The following is a 17,900-nucleotide window of genomic DNA, read 5'->3' as shown; positions in this document are numbered from 1 at the left end:
AGACTGTCACTCCTTTTACATGTTCCAAGTGTGGCTTAAGCCATGATGCAGTGTCGAAATACGAAATATATTGTTGAATTTATCCCCAAACCCCCGCAGGTCAAAAACAAAAAAAGTATGAACAACGGAAAATTGTTCACAACTTTATCCACAGGCTGTTGATAATATTATGGGTCAGATCACATATTCACATCCAAAAGTAATACAATCATAGCAAAAGAAACCCCGCATTTCAACGTATCGCGTGATTTTATCCACAAATTCAATAACTTGTGTATAATTTTTAGTCACAACACAATATATTGTTTATAAACTGTTTAATTTTCGACAGAAAGACCTAAAAACCAAAAATGTTTTATACACAGGTTATCCGTCAAATGATGCCAAATTGTGTGTAAAAGTATTCTTCGTTTGTGAATAACCTGTCTGTGGATAACCGCGAAGTGAAAATGGAGCATGTTCGAGATCGGAAATAGAGTTACCTTTGACCCTCGTATTTTTCTTGCCAAAGGAGTAAGGGGAAATTCACGAATTCAAAATAAGGGTGGGTGATTTGGCTTCTGAAAAGATGGCGATCTGCGATCGTCGAAGTAGAAGAATAATGGACAAAGAGGATTTCATTTTAAGACATCTGGAATGTAAATTATTCGGAATCAAGAGGTAAGCTGATGCTCAAATATTGAGGTAGAATTATATGAATGCATGATATGAATTCAAAGGATAGATTATGCATATATAGCAAAAGAGGTTGTCCCCTAAAACCGATTACTGGTTTTGGAGGACAACCTCTTTTGTTGGTGCAGAGACGAAGTATGGATTGATGATTAGAGACGGGCGATGGACATCTTACGCTGGAATTCAGCGATATCAGCATACTCCTCTTCCAGTTTGCGAGAGATCCGAATAAAGATGGGTAGCAGCTCCTGGTAGAGTACAGCATTCTCTTTGACAGGGGTATGTCGATGCGTTGTACCCACCATGGAAGACACGGTATGAAGCGAGTCAATTCTTCCAGTAGCGTACAGACCAAGCACGACGGCACCCAAACAGGAACTTTCGAAGCTTTCGGGCACAACGACTTCCTGATTGAAGATATCGGACATCATCTGGCGCCAGAGAGGAGAACGCGCAAACCCGCCTGTGGCTTGAATGGAGGTAGGTTGTCCAATCTGTTCTTCCATGGCTAGCAGTACCGTGTACAGGTTGAAAATAACCCCTTCCAGGACAGCACGAATCATATGCTCTTTCTGATGATGGAGTGTTAAGCCGAAAAAGGAACCACGGGCATCCGGATTCCATAAAGGGGCACGTTCGCCCGAAAGGTATGGATGAAACAGAAGTCCTTCCGAGCCAGGCCGGACACGTTCGGCAATCTTGGTCAGCACATCATAGGAATTGATGCCGAGTCGTTTGGCTGTCTCGACTTCAGACGCAGCGAATTCATCCCGCACCCAACGAAACAGCATGCCACCATTATTCACAGGTCCCCCAATGACCCAAAGATTCTCTGTGAGGGCGTAACAGAATGTTCGACCTTTGGGGTCGGTAACCGGACGGTCAACGACAGTGCGAATGGCTCCACTGGTTCCGATGGTTGCTGCGACAACACCAGGTTCAATGGCGTTTACGCCGAGATTGGACAAAACCCCGTCACTTGCGCCAATAACGAAGGGTGTGGAGGGGGAGAGAGACATTTTTTCAGCCGATTCGGTATTCATTCCTTCTAATATATGTGTTGTGGGTACGAGCTTCGACAGATGGTCGGGTGTAATGCCTGCAATCTCAAGGGCTTCCGCGTCCCAGTCCAGTTGTTCCAGATTGAGCAAGCCTGTGCAGGAAGCGATGGAATGATCGACCACATATTGTCCGAATAGATGGAAGAACAGATATTCTTTAATAGAGATAAATTTGGCTGTGCGCTCGAAAAGTTCAGGTTCATCATGGCGTAGCCACATCAATTTGGTCAAAGGTGACATCGGATGGATGGGAGTACCTGTGCGCAGATAGATGCGATGGCCCAATCCATTCTCTTGGAGCTGAGCCGACCATGATGCACTTCGATTATCTGCCCAGGTGATGCAACGGGTTAAGGGTTTGCCGTCTTGGTCCATGGCAATGACGCTATGCATAGCCGAGCTGCAGGATACGAACAGGATCTGCTCGGCGGCAATACCGCTCTGATCCATGACTCCTCGCACAGAGTGGAGAGCCGCCTGTACAATCTCTTCGGGGTCCTGCTCGGCAACATTGGGAGCAGGGGTGTACAAAGGATATTCCTGTGTTGAGGTACTGACGACGGACCCTTGCTCTGTAAATAACACGGATTTGGTACTGGTTGTACCGATATCGATCCCAATCATGTAGTTGTTCATGTATTTGATCCTTCTTTCTCCAGAAAGCAATGAGATTTTATTTTCTTTCTACTATAGAGACTCGATTTATACCACTGTACTTAGCAGCAAAATAAAGATCAGCCCCACCACGGATAATAGTGTTTCCATAACGGTCCACGTTTTCAATGTTTGGGCGACACTCATATTAAAGAATTCTTTGATCATCCAAAATCCCGCATCGTTCACATGGGACAAGATGAGTGACCCTGCGCCTGTGGCGAGTACAACCAGCTCAATATTGGCCCCTGGTGTGAGTGCAAGCACTGGAGCGACAATGCCGGCAGCAGTTGTCATAGCTACGGTTGCTGAACCAGTAGCTACACGAATGAGCGCCGCGACAAGCCAGGCAAACAGGATCACGTTAATGTTCGCATGGGTAGCAACTTCAGCAATGGCGTTACCTACACCACTATTGATCAAAACCTGTTTGAAGGCACCGCCTCCGCCAATAATGAGAATGATGGTTGCCGTAGGCGCCAGACATTCACTGGTGAAGCGAGAAATATCATGTTTGGTGAATCCACGTGCGAAGCCAAGTGAAAAGAGGGCAAATACGACAGAGATCAGCAGGGCAATGATCTCATGGCCGATAAATTCGCTGAAAACGGTGAAGCCGCTCGTGGCATTTGGGTCAATGATGCTCGCTATGGAACCGATTAGCATCAGAATGACCGGCAGCAATATGGTAAACAGGGTAATACCAAACCCAGGCATGTTGCTGTTTGTTTTGGTTGCGAATTGTTCAGCCAGTTCAGCTGGCGGTTCGGTGTGTATTCTTTTGCCAATAAATTTACCAAACAAAGGACCTGCAATAATCGCTGTAGGAATACCAACTATAAGAGAGTACAAAATGGTTTTACCCAGATCCGCGCTGAAGGCTTCAATTGCAATCATTGGTGCCGGGTGCGGCGGAACCAAACCGTGCACAGTCGACAGACCCGCCAAAATGGGGATACCTATCTGCAGCAATGACATGTTGGTTTTACGTGCAACGGTGAAAATGATGGGGATCATCAAAATAACGCCGACTTCAAAGAAAACGGGAATACCGACGATAAATCCAACAATCATCATGGCCCAGTGCACACGTTTCACACCGAACCGATCTACCAGTGTAGTTGCAATACGCTCGGCACCGCCAGATTCAGCCATCATCTTACCGAGCATCGTACCGAGAGCAATAACAATTGCAATGGTTCCGAGTGTGCCACCGAGACCTCCAGTAATGGAAGAGATCACATCGGCAGGTTTCATGCCTGTAAGCAAACCGAGCATTAATGCGGACAACAAAAGGGTGATAAAGGGGTTCCATTTATATTTGGAGATCAAGACGATCAGAAAAACGATCGCAATTAATGTCCAGACCAATAATGTTGCATTATGGGATAGTCCAAAAAGAGTGCTCATGATGTAGTGTGCTCCTTTATTTCTGATATAGAACGCTTACAAGTGAAATCATCGTCAACAATTAAATTCGTGCAGGTAATACAGAAAAGGTAAAGGTGGAAATGTTGCGTTATCATGCCCAAATTTGAAACACAATCGCATTTTGTATACTTGTCGACAAGTTAAACCGCAATCATTCACGACGGATATGATTGCAAACGCCTTGCACCAATTAGGAATCAAAGCTTTCGTGCAGGGTTTTGCCTGAATCTTGGAAATACGTGCGGACACCAGCCTGAATGAGCATTTTGTCCCCGGATTCGAGTGCTTCTACGAGCAAACGGTGTTTCTCAATTACAGCGCTTACTTTCTGCTCGCCTTGAACAAATACTCTGCGCGTTGTGAGCAGCATAACGGTCATCACAACATATCGAATACTCTTCCATAGGTGTGAGATCCGTGAGTGCTGGGCAGCTTCAATGATGGTTTCATGGAAAACGAGATCCTGATAGGCGAATTCGACGGCGTCCTGATGCCGGCCAGCGAGGTGCATTTTGTCGATCACGTTACGCAACTGGGTGATTAAGGACGCTGGAACATCACCTGCGAGTCGCTGCTGCACAAAACTTTCAATCAGGAAACGGACATCATACAATTCTTCGACATCCTTGATTCGTAGTCCGAGGACAACGACACCCATACGTTCAAGCCGAATAAGACCTTCATTGGACAATGTGCGTAGCGCTTCACGGACAGGTGAACGACTGCTGTCAAAATCAGCCGCAATTCGATTTTCCGACAAAATCTCTCCGGGTCGAAGGGTACCGCTGATGATCCGCAGCCTTAATTCGCAGGCAATGGCTTCACCACGGGAAGCTCCTTGAAGCCAGGAAGAAGGAAATAGCATATGGCTAACGCTCCTATTAATAAGTAATCAGTTCATTACTGATCATAGCATAACTATTTTGCGGACTGGACATTTCAGCTCAATCCATCGTCTGTAGTATGCATGATAACTGCTAATGTTTTTTTCAAAGGACCACTAAAGGCAGATACGTAAACCAGTTTCAACAATATACTTGTATACAAGATGTGATTTTTATCCTACACCTTTCTCAAAAGCTTGTAAACCTTAATTGAAGCGGATACAACCTGATTGAAATTTAACTATTTTGTGACCTATAATCATTATCCACATGTGAATAACTTTAAATCGGATGCAATGAAGGAGATAGCAGGCATTGGAGGGTGTGGATAACTATAAATGCTGTAATATCGTGATCTGATCAGGGTCTGGGGATAACTTTTGAAGCTCTCTTCGAGGCATGGTAATGATAATAAAGTAAACGGACTGTGGTCATCATTTCTGGTGGGATGGAGAGCGTATATAAAAGAGGGAGAGGCCTTGAGGCTTGCAGTTGACTTTTCCAGGTGATCATGGTTAAATATATAAAGGTGTTTTCTGTGAAGATGAAAGTGATTCATCACATAAGTATTTCCTTGTGAGGAGGTGCAATACATTGAGACCTACATTCAAACCGAACGTTAGCAAACGTAAAAAAGTTCATGGTTTCCGGAAAAGAATGAGCACGAGCAACGGCCGTAAAATTTTGGCCGCACGTCGCCTTAAAGGCCGTAAAAACCTGAGTGCTTAATGCATTGAAGACCACCGAGGTGGTCTTTTTTTTCTTAATTTGGGTCATTTCAGACTGGATGCTGGTACAGATCAGGTCTGAATGGTCTGCGAAAAAGTCCTGAATACACATCTATGTATGTTGAGTGAGTTTTCCATTTTCAAAAACTTACCTTATATAAGGATGAATGCTTGTACGGTTGAAGTAGCCGTTCAACAATCATCCGGGATGAATGTTTGCTCGGTTTAAATGATTGATCAACAATCATCCCAAATGAAGTTGTCGTCAAGACGGTTTACCGTTATTCAAGAAAGCCTATACTAAATCAGTAATGAGGCCTCCGTCAATAACAATGGTGGAGAACAGCAAGGAGAAGCGCCGTGTATAAAAGACTGCGTCTACGAAACCGGGCGGACTTTAGCCGCGTATACCGGTATGGAAAATCGTTTGCCAATCATCAATTCGTGGTGTATGGCTGCCGCCGTAAAGATACGGAACAATTCCGGGTCGGCGTATCATGCAGCAAGAAAATCGGAAACGCTGTCGTACGCAACCGGATGAGACGCATGATTAAGGAAATTGTTCGTCATCATGAGCATGAGATTGTCACGCAGATGGATCTGATTTTCATCGTCAGAAAAGGTGCACTGGACATGCCCTATAAAGAGATGGAAAAAAGCCTGCTACATGCGATGCGCAAAGGCTCTCTTTTGAAGTCGGGCAAGCGGTAAGCTTCGGTTTATTTGTCCTCCTAATTATGGTATGATTTACGGTGGAATGGAATGGTTAAGAGAGGGGTTATGAAGTGTCGCGATTGAAGACATCAAAGGGGAAGTGGATTCTCCTCATTGCAGTCATTGCAATGGTCACTGTACTCGCCGGATGTACTCCACAAGGAGCCGGGGTTACTACCGAAGATCTGAAGAATAGTGGCTCTTTCTGGCAAAGCAATGTTGTATACTGGTTCTCACTGGCGCTGGATACATTCGCCAACTGGTTTAACGGTGAATATGGACTGGCCGTCCTCGTGATGGTGCTTATTGTACGGACATTGATTTTACCATTAACAATGAAGCAGGTCCGTAGCTCCAAAGCCATGCAGGCGATTCAGCCGCAGCTGAAGGAGATTCAAGCCAAGTTTAAAGATACACCTGAGAAAGTTCAGCAAGAAACAATGAAGTTGTTTCAGGAGAACAAAGTTAATCCGATGGCGGGTTGTCTGCCACTTCTGATTCAGATGCCGATTTACATCGCACTTTATAACTCAATTTACGGAAACTCCAGTCTGAGAACACATGATTTCTTGTGGCTCCAGCTCGGGGAACCGGATCACCTGTTTATTTTGCCAGTGCTGGCTGCCATCACAACATTCATTCAAACATGGATGATGATGCGTATGAACCCTGCACAGCAAGTGGGACCGATGCAGTTCATGTTATGGGTTTACCCTATCTTGATCTTCGTGATGTCCTACCAGTTCCCATCGGCTCTGCCGCTGTACTGGTTCTACAGTAACATCTACACGATCGTGCAAAACTATTTCCTTTACCGGAATAATGATAAAATCGTGGCTGAGGTCAACGTGAAGCAGAATAGCTCTTCCAAAAATGGAGCTAAACGCAAAAACGGTGGCAGAGCGACCGTCTCTGGAAAAGGGTCGAAAGGGGCCAAAAAATCGAAATGACCAAAGTCATTACGTCAGGAAAAACCGTTGAAGATGCTGTAAACCAAGGATTGGCCGAGCTTGGCGTAAGTCGGGACAAGGTCGAGATACAAGTGTTAGAGCAGCCGTCAAAAGGATTCCTGGGCTTGTTCGGGGTGAAGGCGGCCAAAGTTGAAGTGAAATTATTACCTGTACCCGAAGTTGTTCCACAGCCGATCAAGCCAGCCGCACACGTACCTGAAGTAGATGCATTACTTGAGGGTGTCGCAGCTAAAAATCCCTATGAAGAAGCGGCTGCTTTCTTGAAAGAGGTCGCAGCAGGTATGGGACTGGATGTTGAAGTGCATATCAAAAAACAGCGGGACGGACATATCTTCAATATTGCGGGTGAAGACCTGGGCATGATTATTGGCAGACGTGGACAGACGCTGGATGCGCTTCAGTATCTAACGAACATTGTAGCGAACCGATACTCGGAAAGCTTCGTTCGAATTGTGCTCGACGCCGAGAATTTCCGTCAACGTCGGCGGAAGACGCTAGAGGATCTGGCTGAACGGTTGGCAGGACAAGCAATCCGTACCGGTAAGGAAGTTGTACTGGAGCCGATGCCTCCGCTCGAACGAAAAGTCATTCATGCTAAACTGCAAAATCACCCGCAGATTAAGACGTTAAGTAAGGGCGAAGAGCCCAATCGGCGTGTGGTTATTACGACGAAATAACACGAAATTGAAGACGCAATGGCTTCCTGCCCGGTGCAGAAGCCATTGCTTTTTTCGTACAGAAGCAATTTGATAATGTGCGTAGCACAGGTAAACACTGAACTTAATACGATAAGAAGCATGTCATATGTTATATCATCAATAGATTTGAAAATGGATATGGCGTCCCCGAGGGGCGGCAATTTTAAAATAGAGCAAGGAGAGATAACCATGATCAGTGATACGATCACAGCGATATCAACGGCTGTCGGAGAGGCGGGTATCGCCGTGATCCGGGTCAGCGGCCCGGATGCAGTGTCGGAGACGGAAAAGATTTTCCGCAGCAAAACCCCTTTAACTCAGGCAGCATCCCATACGGTTCATTATGGTCATATCATAGATCCCGTTAATGGGGAGAAGATTGAGGAAGTATTGGTTACGGTAATGCGAGCACCTCGGTCGTTCACAACAGAAGATGTCGTGGAGATCAGTGCGCATGGCGGTGTAGTGTCGGTAAAACGGGTCATGGACCTGCTGTTGCAGCTTGATATTCGTCTGGCTGAACCCGGTGAGTTCACGAAGCGTGCTTTCCTTAATGGGCGGATTGATCTATCTCAGGCTGAAGGTGTCATGGATCTTATTCGTTCCAAATCGGACAGGGCTTTCTCGGTTGCGCTGAAACAAGTTGAAGGCAAACTGTCTTCCAAACTGCGTGATCTACGATATACATTGGTGGAAACACTGGCTCATATTGAAGTGAATATCGATTATCCCGAGCATGATGTGGAGTCGTTAACGTCTGATTTTATTAAAGAAAAGTCCAGTCAGGTTATGACTGAAATTGATAAATTGCTGACTACAGCAGAGCAAGGAAAGATCCTGCGAGAAGGTATCACGACGGCTATCGTTGGAAGACCTAACGTGGGTAAATCCTCATTGATGAACACACTCGCTCAAGATAATCGAGCTATCGTAACAGACATTCCAGGAACAACTCGTGATGTAATTGAAGAGTTTATCACGATTAATAATATCCCTCTTAAGCTGCTGGATACAGCAGGTATCCGGGAAACGATGGACGTTGTAGAGAAGATCGGGGTAGAACGCTCTCGTTCTGCGGTAAGTGAAGCCGATCTGATCTTGATGGTTGTGAATGCTGCGGAGCCACTTCATCCCGATGAGATTGAATTATTGGAACAAATCCGCGGTAGACAATCGATAATCATTATGAATAAAATGGACTTAACGCCACAGGTAGAACGTGACGTGCTGCTTCGTTACATTCCGGAAGAACGGCTTGTACCGATGTCAGTGAAAGATGATCTGGGTGTGGATCGACTGGAAGATGCTATCTCTACGCTATTCTTCAGTGGTAAACTGGAGTCCGCAGACCTGACCTATGTCAGTAATGTGCGTCATATTGCTTTGCTCAAAAAAGCGAAGCAGTCCCTGGTGGATGCCTATGAAGCGGCAGAGCAGTTCATTCCGATCGATATGATCCAGATTGATGTTCGTTTGGCGTGGGAGCATTTGGGCGAGATTGTTGGAGATACGGCACATGATGCATTAATTGATCAGATTTTCTCCCAGTTCTGTCTAGGAAAGTAAAAATAATATACTGCCGATTGACTTAAATCGTAGTGTATGATGGAGAGGTACAATTTCTGCCTGTTGTCAAAGGATGGAATGATGTTGTAGCCATTACGTGTTGGTTCATATAGATAGGGATGCAAGTTCCGATGAACGATCGGAAGTATTTTGTTTTCATTATTGTAGTAAAATGATCCGCCTGTGTAGGTTACACCAAATGCAGCGGAATAAGGAGGTAAACAGGAATGGCTTTTGATGGCGGCAGTTATGATGTAATCGTCGTTGGTGCAGGACATGCTGGTGTGGAATCTGCGCTGGCCGCAGCTCGTATGGGGTCCAAAACACTGATGATTACAATCAATCTGGATATGGTGGCCTTTATGCCTTGTAACCCATCGATTGGGGGACCGGCCAAAGGACATGTCGTTCGTGAGATTGATGCACTTGGTGGAGAAATGGGACGAAATATCGATAAAACCTTTATTCAGATGCGGATGCTCAACACGGGTAAAGGGCCTGCTGTTCACGCGCTTCGTGCTCAAGCAGATAAATTCTCCTACCAGCATAAAATGAAGGAAACGATGGAGAATGAACGTAATTTGACGATGCGTCAAGGTATGGTTGATCGCCTGATCGTTGAAGACGGAAAATGTGTAGGAGTTGTGACTCAGACCGGAACAGAGTATCGGGCCAAAGCGGTTGTTCTGACAACAGGCACATACTTGCGCGGTAAAGTGATCATGGGTGAGTTGATGTATGAGAGTGGACCGAACAATCAACAACCATCTCTTAAATTGTCAGAGCATCTGCGTGAACTGGGCTTTGAACTGGTTCGTTTCAAAACAGGTACACCACCACGTGTGCATAAGGATACGATTGATTTTAGCAAAACCGAAATTCAACCTGGTGATGATGAGCCGAAGTTCTTTTCCTATGAAACAGAATCTTCTGATAATGAGCAGTTGCCTTGCTGGTTGACGTATACATCTGTGGAAACACATCAGATTATTAATGATAATCTGCATCGTGCACCGATGTTTTCGGGTGTAATTGAAGGGACTGGACCGCGTTATTGTCCATCTATTGAAGATAAAATTGTCCGGTTTAGCGACAAACCTAAACATCAGATTTTCCTCGAGCCTGAAGGCAAAAATACATCCGAGTATTATGTGCAGGGACTATCTACAAGCCTGCCAGAAGACGTTCAACTTGCTGTTCTACGCTCCATTCCAGGTATGGAAAAAGTGGAAATGATGCGTAACGGTTATGCGATTGAATACGATGCAATGGTGCCTACACAATTGTGGCCATCACTGGAAACCAAACGTCTGCCAGGTCTGTTCACAGCGGGTCAGATTAATGGTACTTCGGGTTATGAAGAAGCAGCAGGACAAGGTGTTATGGCTGGAATCAACGCTGCACTCAAAGTACAGGGGAAAGAGCCGGTAATACTGGATCGTTCTCAAGGTTATATTGGCGTGTTAATTGATGATTTGGTAACAAAGGGTACAAATGAACCGTATCGTCTGTTGACTTCACGCGCTGAATATCGTCTGTTGCTTCGCCATGATAATGCAGATATGCGTTTGACGGAAATCGGACATGACATTGGCCTGATCCCTGAAGAGCGTTATGCGAAGTTCCTGGATAAAAAGGCGAAAGTCGAGCAGGAAGTTGCACGTCTGAAAGTGGCTAAAGCTCGCCCGGTTGAAGTGAATGCCAAGCTGGAAGAGTACGGATCTACACCTATTCAGGATGGCAGTACGTTGCTTACCTTGCTGCGTCGCCCGGAGCTGGGGTATGAACTGATTGAACAACTCTCACCATCTGAGGTAGAACTGACAGCAGATATGAAAGAACAAGTGGAAATACAAATTAAATATGCGGGTTATATTGAGAAACAATTGATCCACGTGGAACGTTTGCAAAAGATGGAGAAAAAGAAAATTCCGGACACCATCGTATATGATGAGATTCATGGTCTTGCTATGGAAGCCAAACAGAAGCTCGCTACGATTCGTCCAATCTCGATTGGTCAGGCTTCTCGTATTGCTGGAGTTACTCCTGCCGACATCTCCATTCTGCTGGTCTACTTGGAGCATTATAACCGTGTAACCGCAGCAAGGGGACAATAATGGACGATATTCAACAGCAACTGCAGCGGCGCTTAAAGAAACATGGATTAGAGCTGGGCGAACTCCAGTTGGAGCAATTCGAACTTTATTATCAGGAGCTGGTATCCTGGAATGAAAAGATGAATCTGACCGGAATTACGGATCGTGAGCAAGTGTATACAAAGCATTTCTATGATTCGGTATCGCTAGCATTTTATACAGATATGACGAAAGTGAATAAGCTCGCTGATATTGGCTCAGGAGCAGGATTTCCTGGATTACCCCTGAAAATCTGTTTCCCGCACATCAAGCTGACGATCATTGATTCGTTGAATAAACGTATTGGTTTTCTACAACATGTGGTAGATATCCTTGGGTTGACTGATGTGGAGTTGGTACACGGACGTGCTGAAGAGATTGGACGCAAAGAAGGGTATCGTGACAGCTACGATCTCGTTACGGCGCGTGCAGTAGCCAAGCTGGCTGTGCTTAACGAATTCTGTCTTCCGTTTGTTCGCAAAGGTGGTATGTTCGCTGCGATGAAAGGCGGAGACCCGCGTGAGGAAATGAAGGAAGCGGAATTCAGCTTCAATCAGTTGAAAGGACGAGTGAAAGCCGTTCATCCATTCCAGCTGCCGGTTGAAGAATCAGAGCGTCATATCATTCTGATTCAGAAATTTGATAAGACACCATATAAGTATCCGCGCAAACCAGGTACCCCAATGAAGACTCCGCTGGTATAGTTGCTTGATGGTTTTGAAGTGAGTCCAAACAAAATAGAATTTTAGACATAGATAAAGAGGATGTTTCACGTGAAACATTCTCTTTTTTTTGTTTTCTGAAATGGAGGATTGGATCAACATTACAGATACTCCGTATTACATATCTCTTAAAGAACCTGTAATGATGAATTTCACGCACAGTAGCTCATGAACAATTTCATTAATTGAATGTGTGCAAGTCGTCATATTTCCAATATTCACAAAGAAAAAGCAGGAAAATTAGCAGAGTTTAAAGAATAGGTAAGCATAGGATTATGATAGAAAAGATGATAGAATAGAAGTATCCGATCCTGGGTCACAGCGATCATAGATTATATGTATAGATAGATGGATATGCGTTCAATGTTGCATGACAGGAAGCGTTATGAAAGGCAAAACTTATTCCAAGAACGATGCATGTGAAAGGTCGCTTATTGAATAAGAAGCACCTGCAAAGACTGTGGGAGCTATTACGAAACTAGGTGGTAATCTGCGGAATGAAAGAACAATTTTCGAAGTTGTTTGGTTTGGCGGAGCGCAATAACGGAGATGAGATCAAACAGATTCCGGTTAATGAAATTGTGAGCAGCCCATATCAACCCCGTACTATTTTTGATGATGATAAAATTGATGAGTTGTTGCAGACGATCAAAACACATGGCGTAATTCAGCCTATTGTCGTTCGCGTGCGAAATGGATCATATGAGATTATTGCCGGGGAACGTCGCTGGCGTGCAGTTCGAAAACTGGGTTTGGATACGATTCCGGCTATTGTACGTGAATTCAACGATTCTCAGGCCGCATCCATTGCACTGATTGAGAACTTGCAGCGTGAAGGATTGACTTCAATTGAAGAAGCTGTCGCTTATCAGAAGCTGATCGACTTGCATCAATTGACACAGGAAAGTCTTGCACAACGACTTGGCAAAAGCCAATCAACCATCGCGAACAAAATTCGGTTGTTACAGCTTCCGGACGGCATTAAGGCCGCATTGATGGAACGCAAAATTTCTGAACGGCATGCAAGAGCATTACTTTCTCTCGATACGGAAGAACTGCAGATGAAGTTGCTCGGTGAAATTATCGAAAAAGAATTGAATGTGAAACAGACAGAGGCGCGTGTTGCCTTTTACAAGGAATCTTCCAAGATCAAAAAGTCCAAACGTGTTTCCTTTACCAAGGACGTAAGACTTGCACTTAACACGATTCGCCAATCCATTGATATGGTAACTGGCTCAGGTCTGGACATCAAAACAAAAGAAGCAGACCATGAGGATCATTATGAGATCGTTATCCATATTCCAAAACGCAAATAATTGAAGCTTATGGCGGCAATGGGCCGCTTTTTATGTCTATAAAGCAAGTTAGGTCTGACATTTTTAAAGAACGGTCGGTATATTGATGGAACGGTAGTTGTTGTTTGTGTGGACAATAGCCGCCTGCTTTTTGTTAACAATATCTCACAACCTACAGAAAAGACTCCTATTTTATTTGAGGTGAAGTAATTGTCTAAGATTATGGCCGTAGCAAATCAAAAGGGCGGTGTGGGGAAAACGACGACATCTGTTAACTTGGGTGCAGGACTGGCTTCACTCGGGAAAAGAGTATTGCTTGTCGATATTGACCCGCAGGGGAATACAACCAGTGGAGTCGGAATCAATAAAGCAGATGTGGCTAATTGTATATATGATGTCATTATTAACGAGGTTCCACCTCAAGAAGCAATTGTGGAGACTCAGATTGAAGGCCTTCATATCATACCTGCAACGATTCAGCTTGCCGGAGCCGAGATCGAATTGGTGTCCACGATATCACGGGAAGTTCGCCTGAAAAAATCACTCGCCATGGTGAAAAAAAACTATGATTACATACTGATCGATTGTCCACCATCCCTTGGTATGTTAACGATCAATTCGTTGACTGCTTCCGATTCGGTGATCATTCCGATTCAGTGTGAGTATTATGCACTTGAAGGATTAAGCCAGTTGCTCAATACGGTTCGTCTGGTACAGAAACATCTGAATACATCCCTCCAGATTGAAGGGGTATTGCTGACGATGTTTGATGCACGGACCAATCTGGGGATACAGGTTATTGAAGAAGTGAAAAAGTATTTTCAACAAAAAGTGTATCAAACGATTATTCCGCGTAACGTACGGCTTAGCGAAGCACCATCTCATGGTCAATCCATTATCACGTATGACCCTCGGTCAAGAGGGGCGGAAGTGTATCTAGAGCTCGCAAAGGAAGTGATTTCTTATGAGTAAGCGGCTTGGAAAAGGTCTTGATGCCCTCATTCCTTCGCTTTCAATTAATGACGATGATAAAGTCGTAGAAATCCCGATTAGTCAACTGCGGGCTAACCCCTATCAACCGCGTAAAGTATTTGATGAGGGCGCAATACATGAACTGGCTGAGTCCATTCGTCAGCATGGTGTCATACAACCTATTATTGTTCGTCCTGTTTTAAGAGGTTATGAGATTATTGCAGGAGAACGAAGGTTTAGAGCATCGCAATATTGTGGTAATGCCACGGTACCCGCTGTAGTCCGCAACTTCAGCGATCAGCAGGTAATGGAGATTGCGTTGATCGAGAATCTGCAACGGGAGAATCTGAATGCCATGGAAGTTGCAGTTGCTTATCAGGGGTTAATGGACCAATTCGCGTTGACTCAGGAAGAGTTGTCTGTAAAAGTAGGTAAATCACGTTCTCACATTGCTAACTTCTTGCGTCTGTTATCATTGCCTGAAGAAGTAAAAGACCATGTTTCACGTGGAACATTATCGATGGGACATGCACGTGCGATCGTGGGTGTGAAAGACGAGGTTGTGGTGAAGCAACTCGCCAAACAAACCATTGATCAGCAATGGAGTGTACGCGAGTTGGAGGAAGCTGTTCAACAACTGGATCGATCCAAAACAGGTGAGGCTAAAGCCAAATCGAAGTTAAAAAAGAAAGATCCATTCATTGATACGGTGGAAGAATCACTGCGTGAACGTTTCAAAACAACAGTGAAAATCAAGCATAATAAAGATAAAGGTAAAATTGAGCTCAACTACTACAGTCAACAGGATCTGGAACGGCTATTGGAATTGTTGCAATAATAGTCGGGTCTATGATTCATAACAACATGCGGGGCTTACTCATGTCATGACATATCGCCTCTGTACCATGGAGAAACGATATGTCATTCTTTGTTTATAGGGTTATTTGTGCAATATATGAAGGCGAATTATTAATTTATGGGACAGAGGTGGTTGTGAGGTGGAGGGAGTTATCTATCTGGATCATGCAGCTACATCTTGGCCCAAACCACCTGCTGTCGGTGATGCGATGTTGAGTGCATTGGAGATTGCAGGAGCCAATCCTGGCAGAGGAAGTCACCGGATGGCTGTTCAGGCAAGTCGTGTACTGTTCGAGACGAGAAAATCCATATCCGATATGTTTGGAATCAAGAATGCGAATGATGTTTCATTTGGATCGAATACGACAGAAGCTCTGAATCTGGCTATTCAAGGTTTGCTTAGGGAAGGTGATCATGTCATTGCCACCATGGCTGAACATAATTCAGTCAGACGACCACTAGAGTATATGCGCAGATCGCGAAATGTAGAGATTGATTATGTACCTGTAAACACTGCGGGAGCCATTGATCTGATGCAAATGGAACGTATGTTTCGTTCGAATACCAGATTGGTGGTCTGTACACATAGTTCCAATCTGCTTGGCAGTATTCTTCCTATTGGAGAAATATCACTCCTATGTCGTAAACATCAGGCGATTTTACTAGTAGATGCAGCTCAGAGTGCTGGGATTATGCCTGTGAATGTACAACAATTGGGCATCGATATGTTGGCTTTTCCAGGGCATAAGGGACTGCTTGGTCCTCAGGGTACAGGGGGCTTGTACATTGCTCCAGAGCTCGATATAGAGCCTTTACTTCATGGAGGAACAGGAAGTCAGTCAGAAGCTCTGGAGCAGCCAAAGGTCCGTCCTGATCGGTATGAAGCGGGGACGCCGAATACAGTCGGGATCGCAGGACTGAATGCGGGTGTGAAGCATGTACTTGAGATGACACCAGCGTTCATCTACCAGCATGAGTGGGAACTGACCCAACATATAATGGATGGGCTGTCATCCGTTAAGGGTATTCGAATGCTTGGTCCAGAGATTGGACAGCCACGTACCGGGTTAGTATCTTTTACTGTGGAAGGGCATGATTCGGCACAACTTGCTTTCCGATTAGACCGGAATTATGGGATTGCAGTTCGCTCCGGTTTTCATTGCACACCGCTTGCACACGAATCTGCAGGTACAACCGCTACTGGAGCGGTAAGGGCCAGTGTGGGATACAATTCAACTCGAGAACATGTGGATGCACTCGTTAAGGCAGTGTTGGAATTGACAGGGGCAGACTAGATTAGAGTTGAAATGGTGAACTCATTTGGTACAGGGCTGCTTGATTAAGCTTATGAATATCGGTTGATTTATAATGAATGATAATATTACAGGACAGACGTTAATCTGATCAAAAATATAGAGGGGTAGTTGCACTTACATGGCTGAATTAAACGAGCTGATTCTGGAACAGCTGTTATGGATTATTGGCGGAATGGCATTACTTACGGTGATCTTGCTGATTGTGAGTATTGTTCAAGGGGCAAAGTTACGAAAGTTTAAACGTAAATATGAAGCCATGATGGCTGGCAGTGGAGTGGAGGACCTGGAATCGTTGCTGATTAATCTGAAAATTCAGATGGACAGCATTGAGGATGAACACAAACTGCAAACGAATCAGCTGCAAGTTGTCATGCAAAAGCTGACCCGCATTCAAGGTAAAGTTGGCGTGAAAAGATACAATGCATATGGAGAGCGTGGCAGTGATCTGAGCTTTTCGATGGCCATGATTAATGATAGCCAGGATGGCATGATCATTACGGGGATATATAACCGTGACGGTTCTTACGTATATGCCAAACCTCTTAAAGGGGGAGAGTCCACGTATACTCTGTCCCCAGAGGAAAAGGAAGCTATTACTCTGGCACAGCAAGCAGAGTAGAACGTGTATGCCATTCCCGAATGGCCGAGTATAGACTGCTGGAGATAATCTCGGACATGCGCATAACGAGACTGAGCCGTGTGTTCTGTAGAACAAAGTATTCCATAAAACCGCCGACGTTAACGATACCTGTCAGATGGATATCGCCGACCGGCGGTAATTCTTTATTTACCCCGGCACCCGGCTTGAGTGGACCATTGACGACTTGGATGCATCCTACACTGGATGACTGCCCAAGGCAGGCGTCAATGCCAATCACATAAGGGTTATGGTGTGTTTTCTGTATATTGTGGAGCGTATCCTGAAGGTTCATTGCGTGGACTGGTTCATCCAAGGTACCATACAGATGAAATAAAGGGCTGTCCCACTTGGAAAGGGATGATCCAACCAGAGGACCAAGACAGTCGCCTGTTGAACGGTCTGTTCCGATGCAGACGATCACTACATTTTGCAGAGAATGGGCTTTATAGAGATGGAACATTAAACGATGGGTAATGGCTGAGTGAATGCCTGGATCAGTATGGGGGATTTTCAAACTGGTCATATCTTGTGATGAAAAGGAACGCGAAGTAGGATTCATAGGATCTATCCTTTCCCTTGG

General features: G+C 44.9%; 16 protein-coding genes. 12 read left to right on the top strand and 4 right to left on the bottom strand.

What is annotated here, in order from left to right:
• Nucleotides 1–824: 824 nt before the first annotated feature.
• The 3 genes from gntK to AC1S8V_RS30495 form a co-directional block, all read right to left on the bottom strand.
• On the bottom strand, nt 825–2,372 hold the full coding sequence (gntK, locus tag AC1S8V_RS30505; RefSeq protein WP_482071974.1) for a gluconokinase: 1,548 nt from the start codon (nt 2,370–2,372) through the stop codon (nt 825–827).
• A gap of 66 nt (nt 2,373–2,438) precedes the next feature.
• Nucleotides 2,439–3,800 carry a GntT/GntP/DsdX family permease gene (locus AC1S8V_RS30500; RefSeq protein WP_076332220.1) on the bottom strand — a complete coding sequence of 454 codons (1,362 nt, stop codon included), beginning with the start codon at nt 3,798–3,800 and terminating at the stop codon, nt 2,439–2,441.
• 211 nt (nt 3,801–4,011) lie between these two features.
• Complete coding sequence (locus tag AC1S8V_RS30495) at nt 4,012–4,686, bottom strand: GntR family transcriptional regulator (RefSeq protein ID WP_482071973.1); 675 nt, start codon at nt 4,684–4,686, stop codon at nt 4,012–4,014.
• 613 nt (nt 4,687–5,299) lie between these two features.
• On the opposite strand from AC1S8V_RS30495, the gene rpmH reads away from it, so the two are divergent.
• The 12 genes from rpmH to AC1S8V_RS30435 all read left to right on the top strand — a co-directional run bounded on the left by rpmH (nt 5,300) and on the right by AC1S8V_RS30435 (nt 17,299).
• Entirely contained in the window at nt 5,300–5,434 is a 135-nt protein-coding gene (gene rpmH, locus AC1S8V_RS30490) for a 50S ribosomal protein L34 (protein WP_017691413.1), read from the top strand.
• A 359-nt stretch (nt 5,435–5,793) separates the two neighbouring features.
• Nucleotides 5,794–6,144 (top strand): ribonuclease P protein component, encoded by a 351-nt coding sequence (rnpA, locus tag AC1S8V_RS30485; RefSeq protein ID WP_017691415.1) that lies wholly within the window; start codon nt 5,794–5,796, stop codon nt 6,142–6,144.
• Nucleotides 6,145–6,218: 74 nt separating this feature from the next.
• On the top strand, nt 6,219–7,097 hold the full coding sequence (locus AC1S8V_RS30480; protein WP_482071972.1) for a YidC/Oxa1 family membrane protein insertase: 879 nt from the start codon (nt 6,219–6,221) through the stop codon (nt 7,095–7,097).
• Nucleotides 7,094–7,795 carry an RNA-binding cell elongation regulator Jag/EloR gene (gene jag / locus AC1S8V_RS30475; protein WP_482071971.1) on the top strand — a complete coding sequence of 234 codons (702 nt, stop codon included), beginning with the start codon at nt 7,094–7,096 and terminating at the stop codon, nt 7,793–7,795. Before AC1S8V_RS30480 ends, jag begins: the two co-directional genes overlap by 4 nt.
• A 210-nt stretch (nt 7,796–8,005) precedes the next feature.
• Nucleotides 8,006–9,382, top strand: a complete 1,377-nt coding sequence (mnmE, locus tag AC1S8V_RS30470) for a tRNA uridine-5-carboxymethylaminomethyl(34) synthesis GTPase MnmE (RefSeq protein WP_124118699.1) — start codon at nt 8,006–8,008, stop codon at nt 9,380–9,382.
• 227 nt (nt 9,383–9,609) lie between these two features.
• Nucleotides 9,610–11,499, top strand: a complete 1,890-nt coding sequence (gene mnmG / locus AC1S8V_RS30465; RefSeq protein ID WP_482071970.1) for a tRNA uridine-5-carboxymethylaminomethyl(34) synthesis enzyme MnmG — start codon at nt 9,610–9,612, stop codon at nt 11,497–11,499.
• Nucleotides 11,499–12,221, top strand: coding sequence for a 16S rRNA (guanine(527)-N(7))-methyltransferase RsmG (gene rsmG / locus AC1S8V_RS30460; protein WP_340015135.1), 723 nt, complete (start codon nt 11,499–11,501; stop codon nt 12,219–12,221). The genes mnmG and rsmG overlap by 1 nt, the downstream gene beginning before the upstream one ends.
• Nucleotides 12,222–12,736: 515 nt before the next feature.
• Nucleotides 12,737–13,555 carry a nucleoid occlusion protein gene (gene noc, locus AC1S8V_RS30455; RefSeq protein ID WP_433749262.1) on the top strand — a complete coding sequence of 273 codons (819 nt, stop codon included), beginning with the start codon at nt 12,737–12,739 and terminating at the stop codon, nt 13,553–13,555.
• Between the two features lie 189 nt (nt 13,556–13,744).
• Complete coding sequence (locus AC1S8V_RS30450) at nt 13,745–14,506, top strand: ParA family protein (protein ID WP_024629525.1); 762 nt, start codon at nt 13,745–13,747, stop codon at nt 14,504–14,506.
• Nucleotides 14,499–15,344, top strand: a complete 846-nt coding sequence (locus tag AC1S8V_RS30445) for a ParB/RepB/Spo0J family partition protein (protein WP_145324981.1) — start codon at nt 14,499–14,501, stop codon at nt 15,342–15,344. The genes AC1S8V_RS30450 and AC1S8V_RS30445 overlap by 8 nt, the downstream gene beginning before the upstream one ends.
• A 160-nt stretch (nt 15,345–15,504) precedes the next feature.
• Nucleotides 15,505–16,659, top strand: a complete 1,155-nt coding sequence (locus AC1S8V_RS30440) for an aminotransferase class V-fold PLP-dependent enzyme (RefSeq protein WP_482071969.1) — start codon at nt 15,505–15,507, stop codon at nt 16,657–16,659.
• 139 nt (nt 16,660–16,798) lie between these two features.
• On the top strand, nt 16,799–17,299 hold the full coding sequence (locus AC1S8V_RS30435; RefSeq protein WP_482071968.1) for a DUF4446 family protein: 501 nt from the start codon (nt 16,799–16,801) through the stop codon (nt 17,297–17,299).
• On the opposite strand, the gene yyaC is transcribed toward AC1S8V_RS30435, so the two are convergent.
• Nucleotides 17,274–17,879, bottom strand: coding sequence for a spore protease YyaC (yyaC, locus tag AC1S8V_RS30430; RefSeq protein ID WP_264931412.1), 606 nt, complete (start codon nt 17,877–17,879; stop codon nt 17,274–17,276). The two genes, AC1S8V_RS30435 and yyaC, sit on opposite strands and share 26 nt — an antisense overlap.
• Nucleotides 17,880–17,900 lie beyond the last annotated feature (21 nt).

The organism is Paenibacillus sp. B46(2026) (assembly GCF_056786355.1).
Note: the sequence above shows the minus strand (reverse complement) of the source record. Positions and strands in the feature narration are given on the sequence as shown.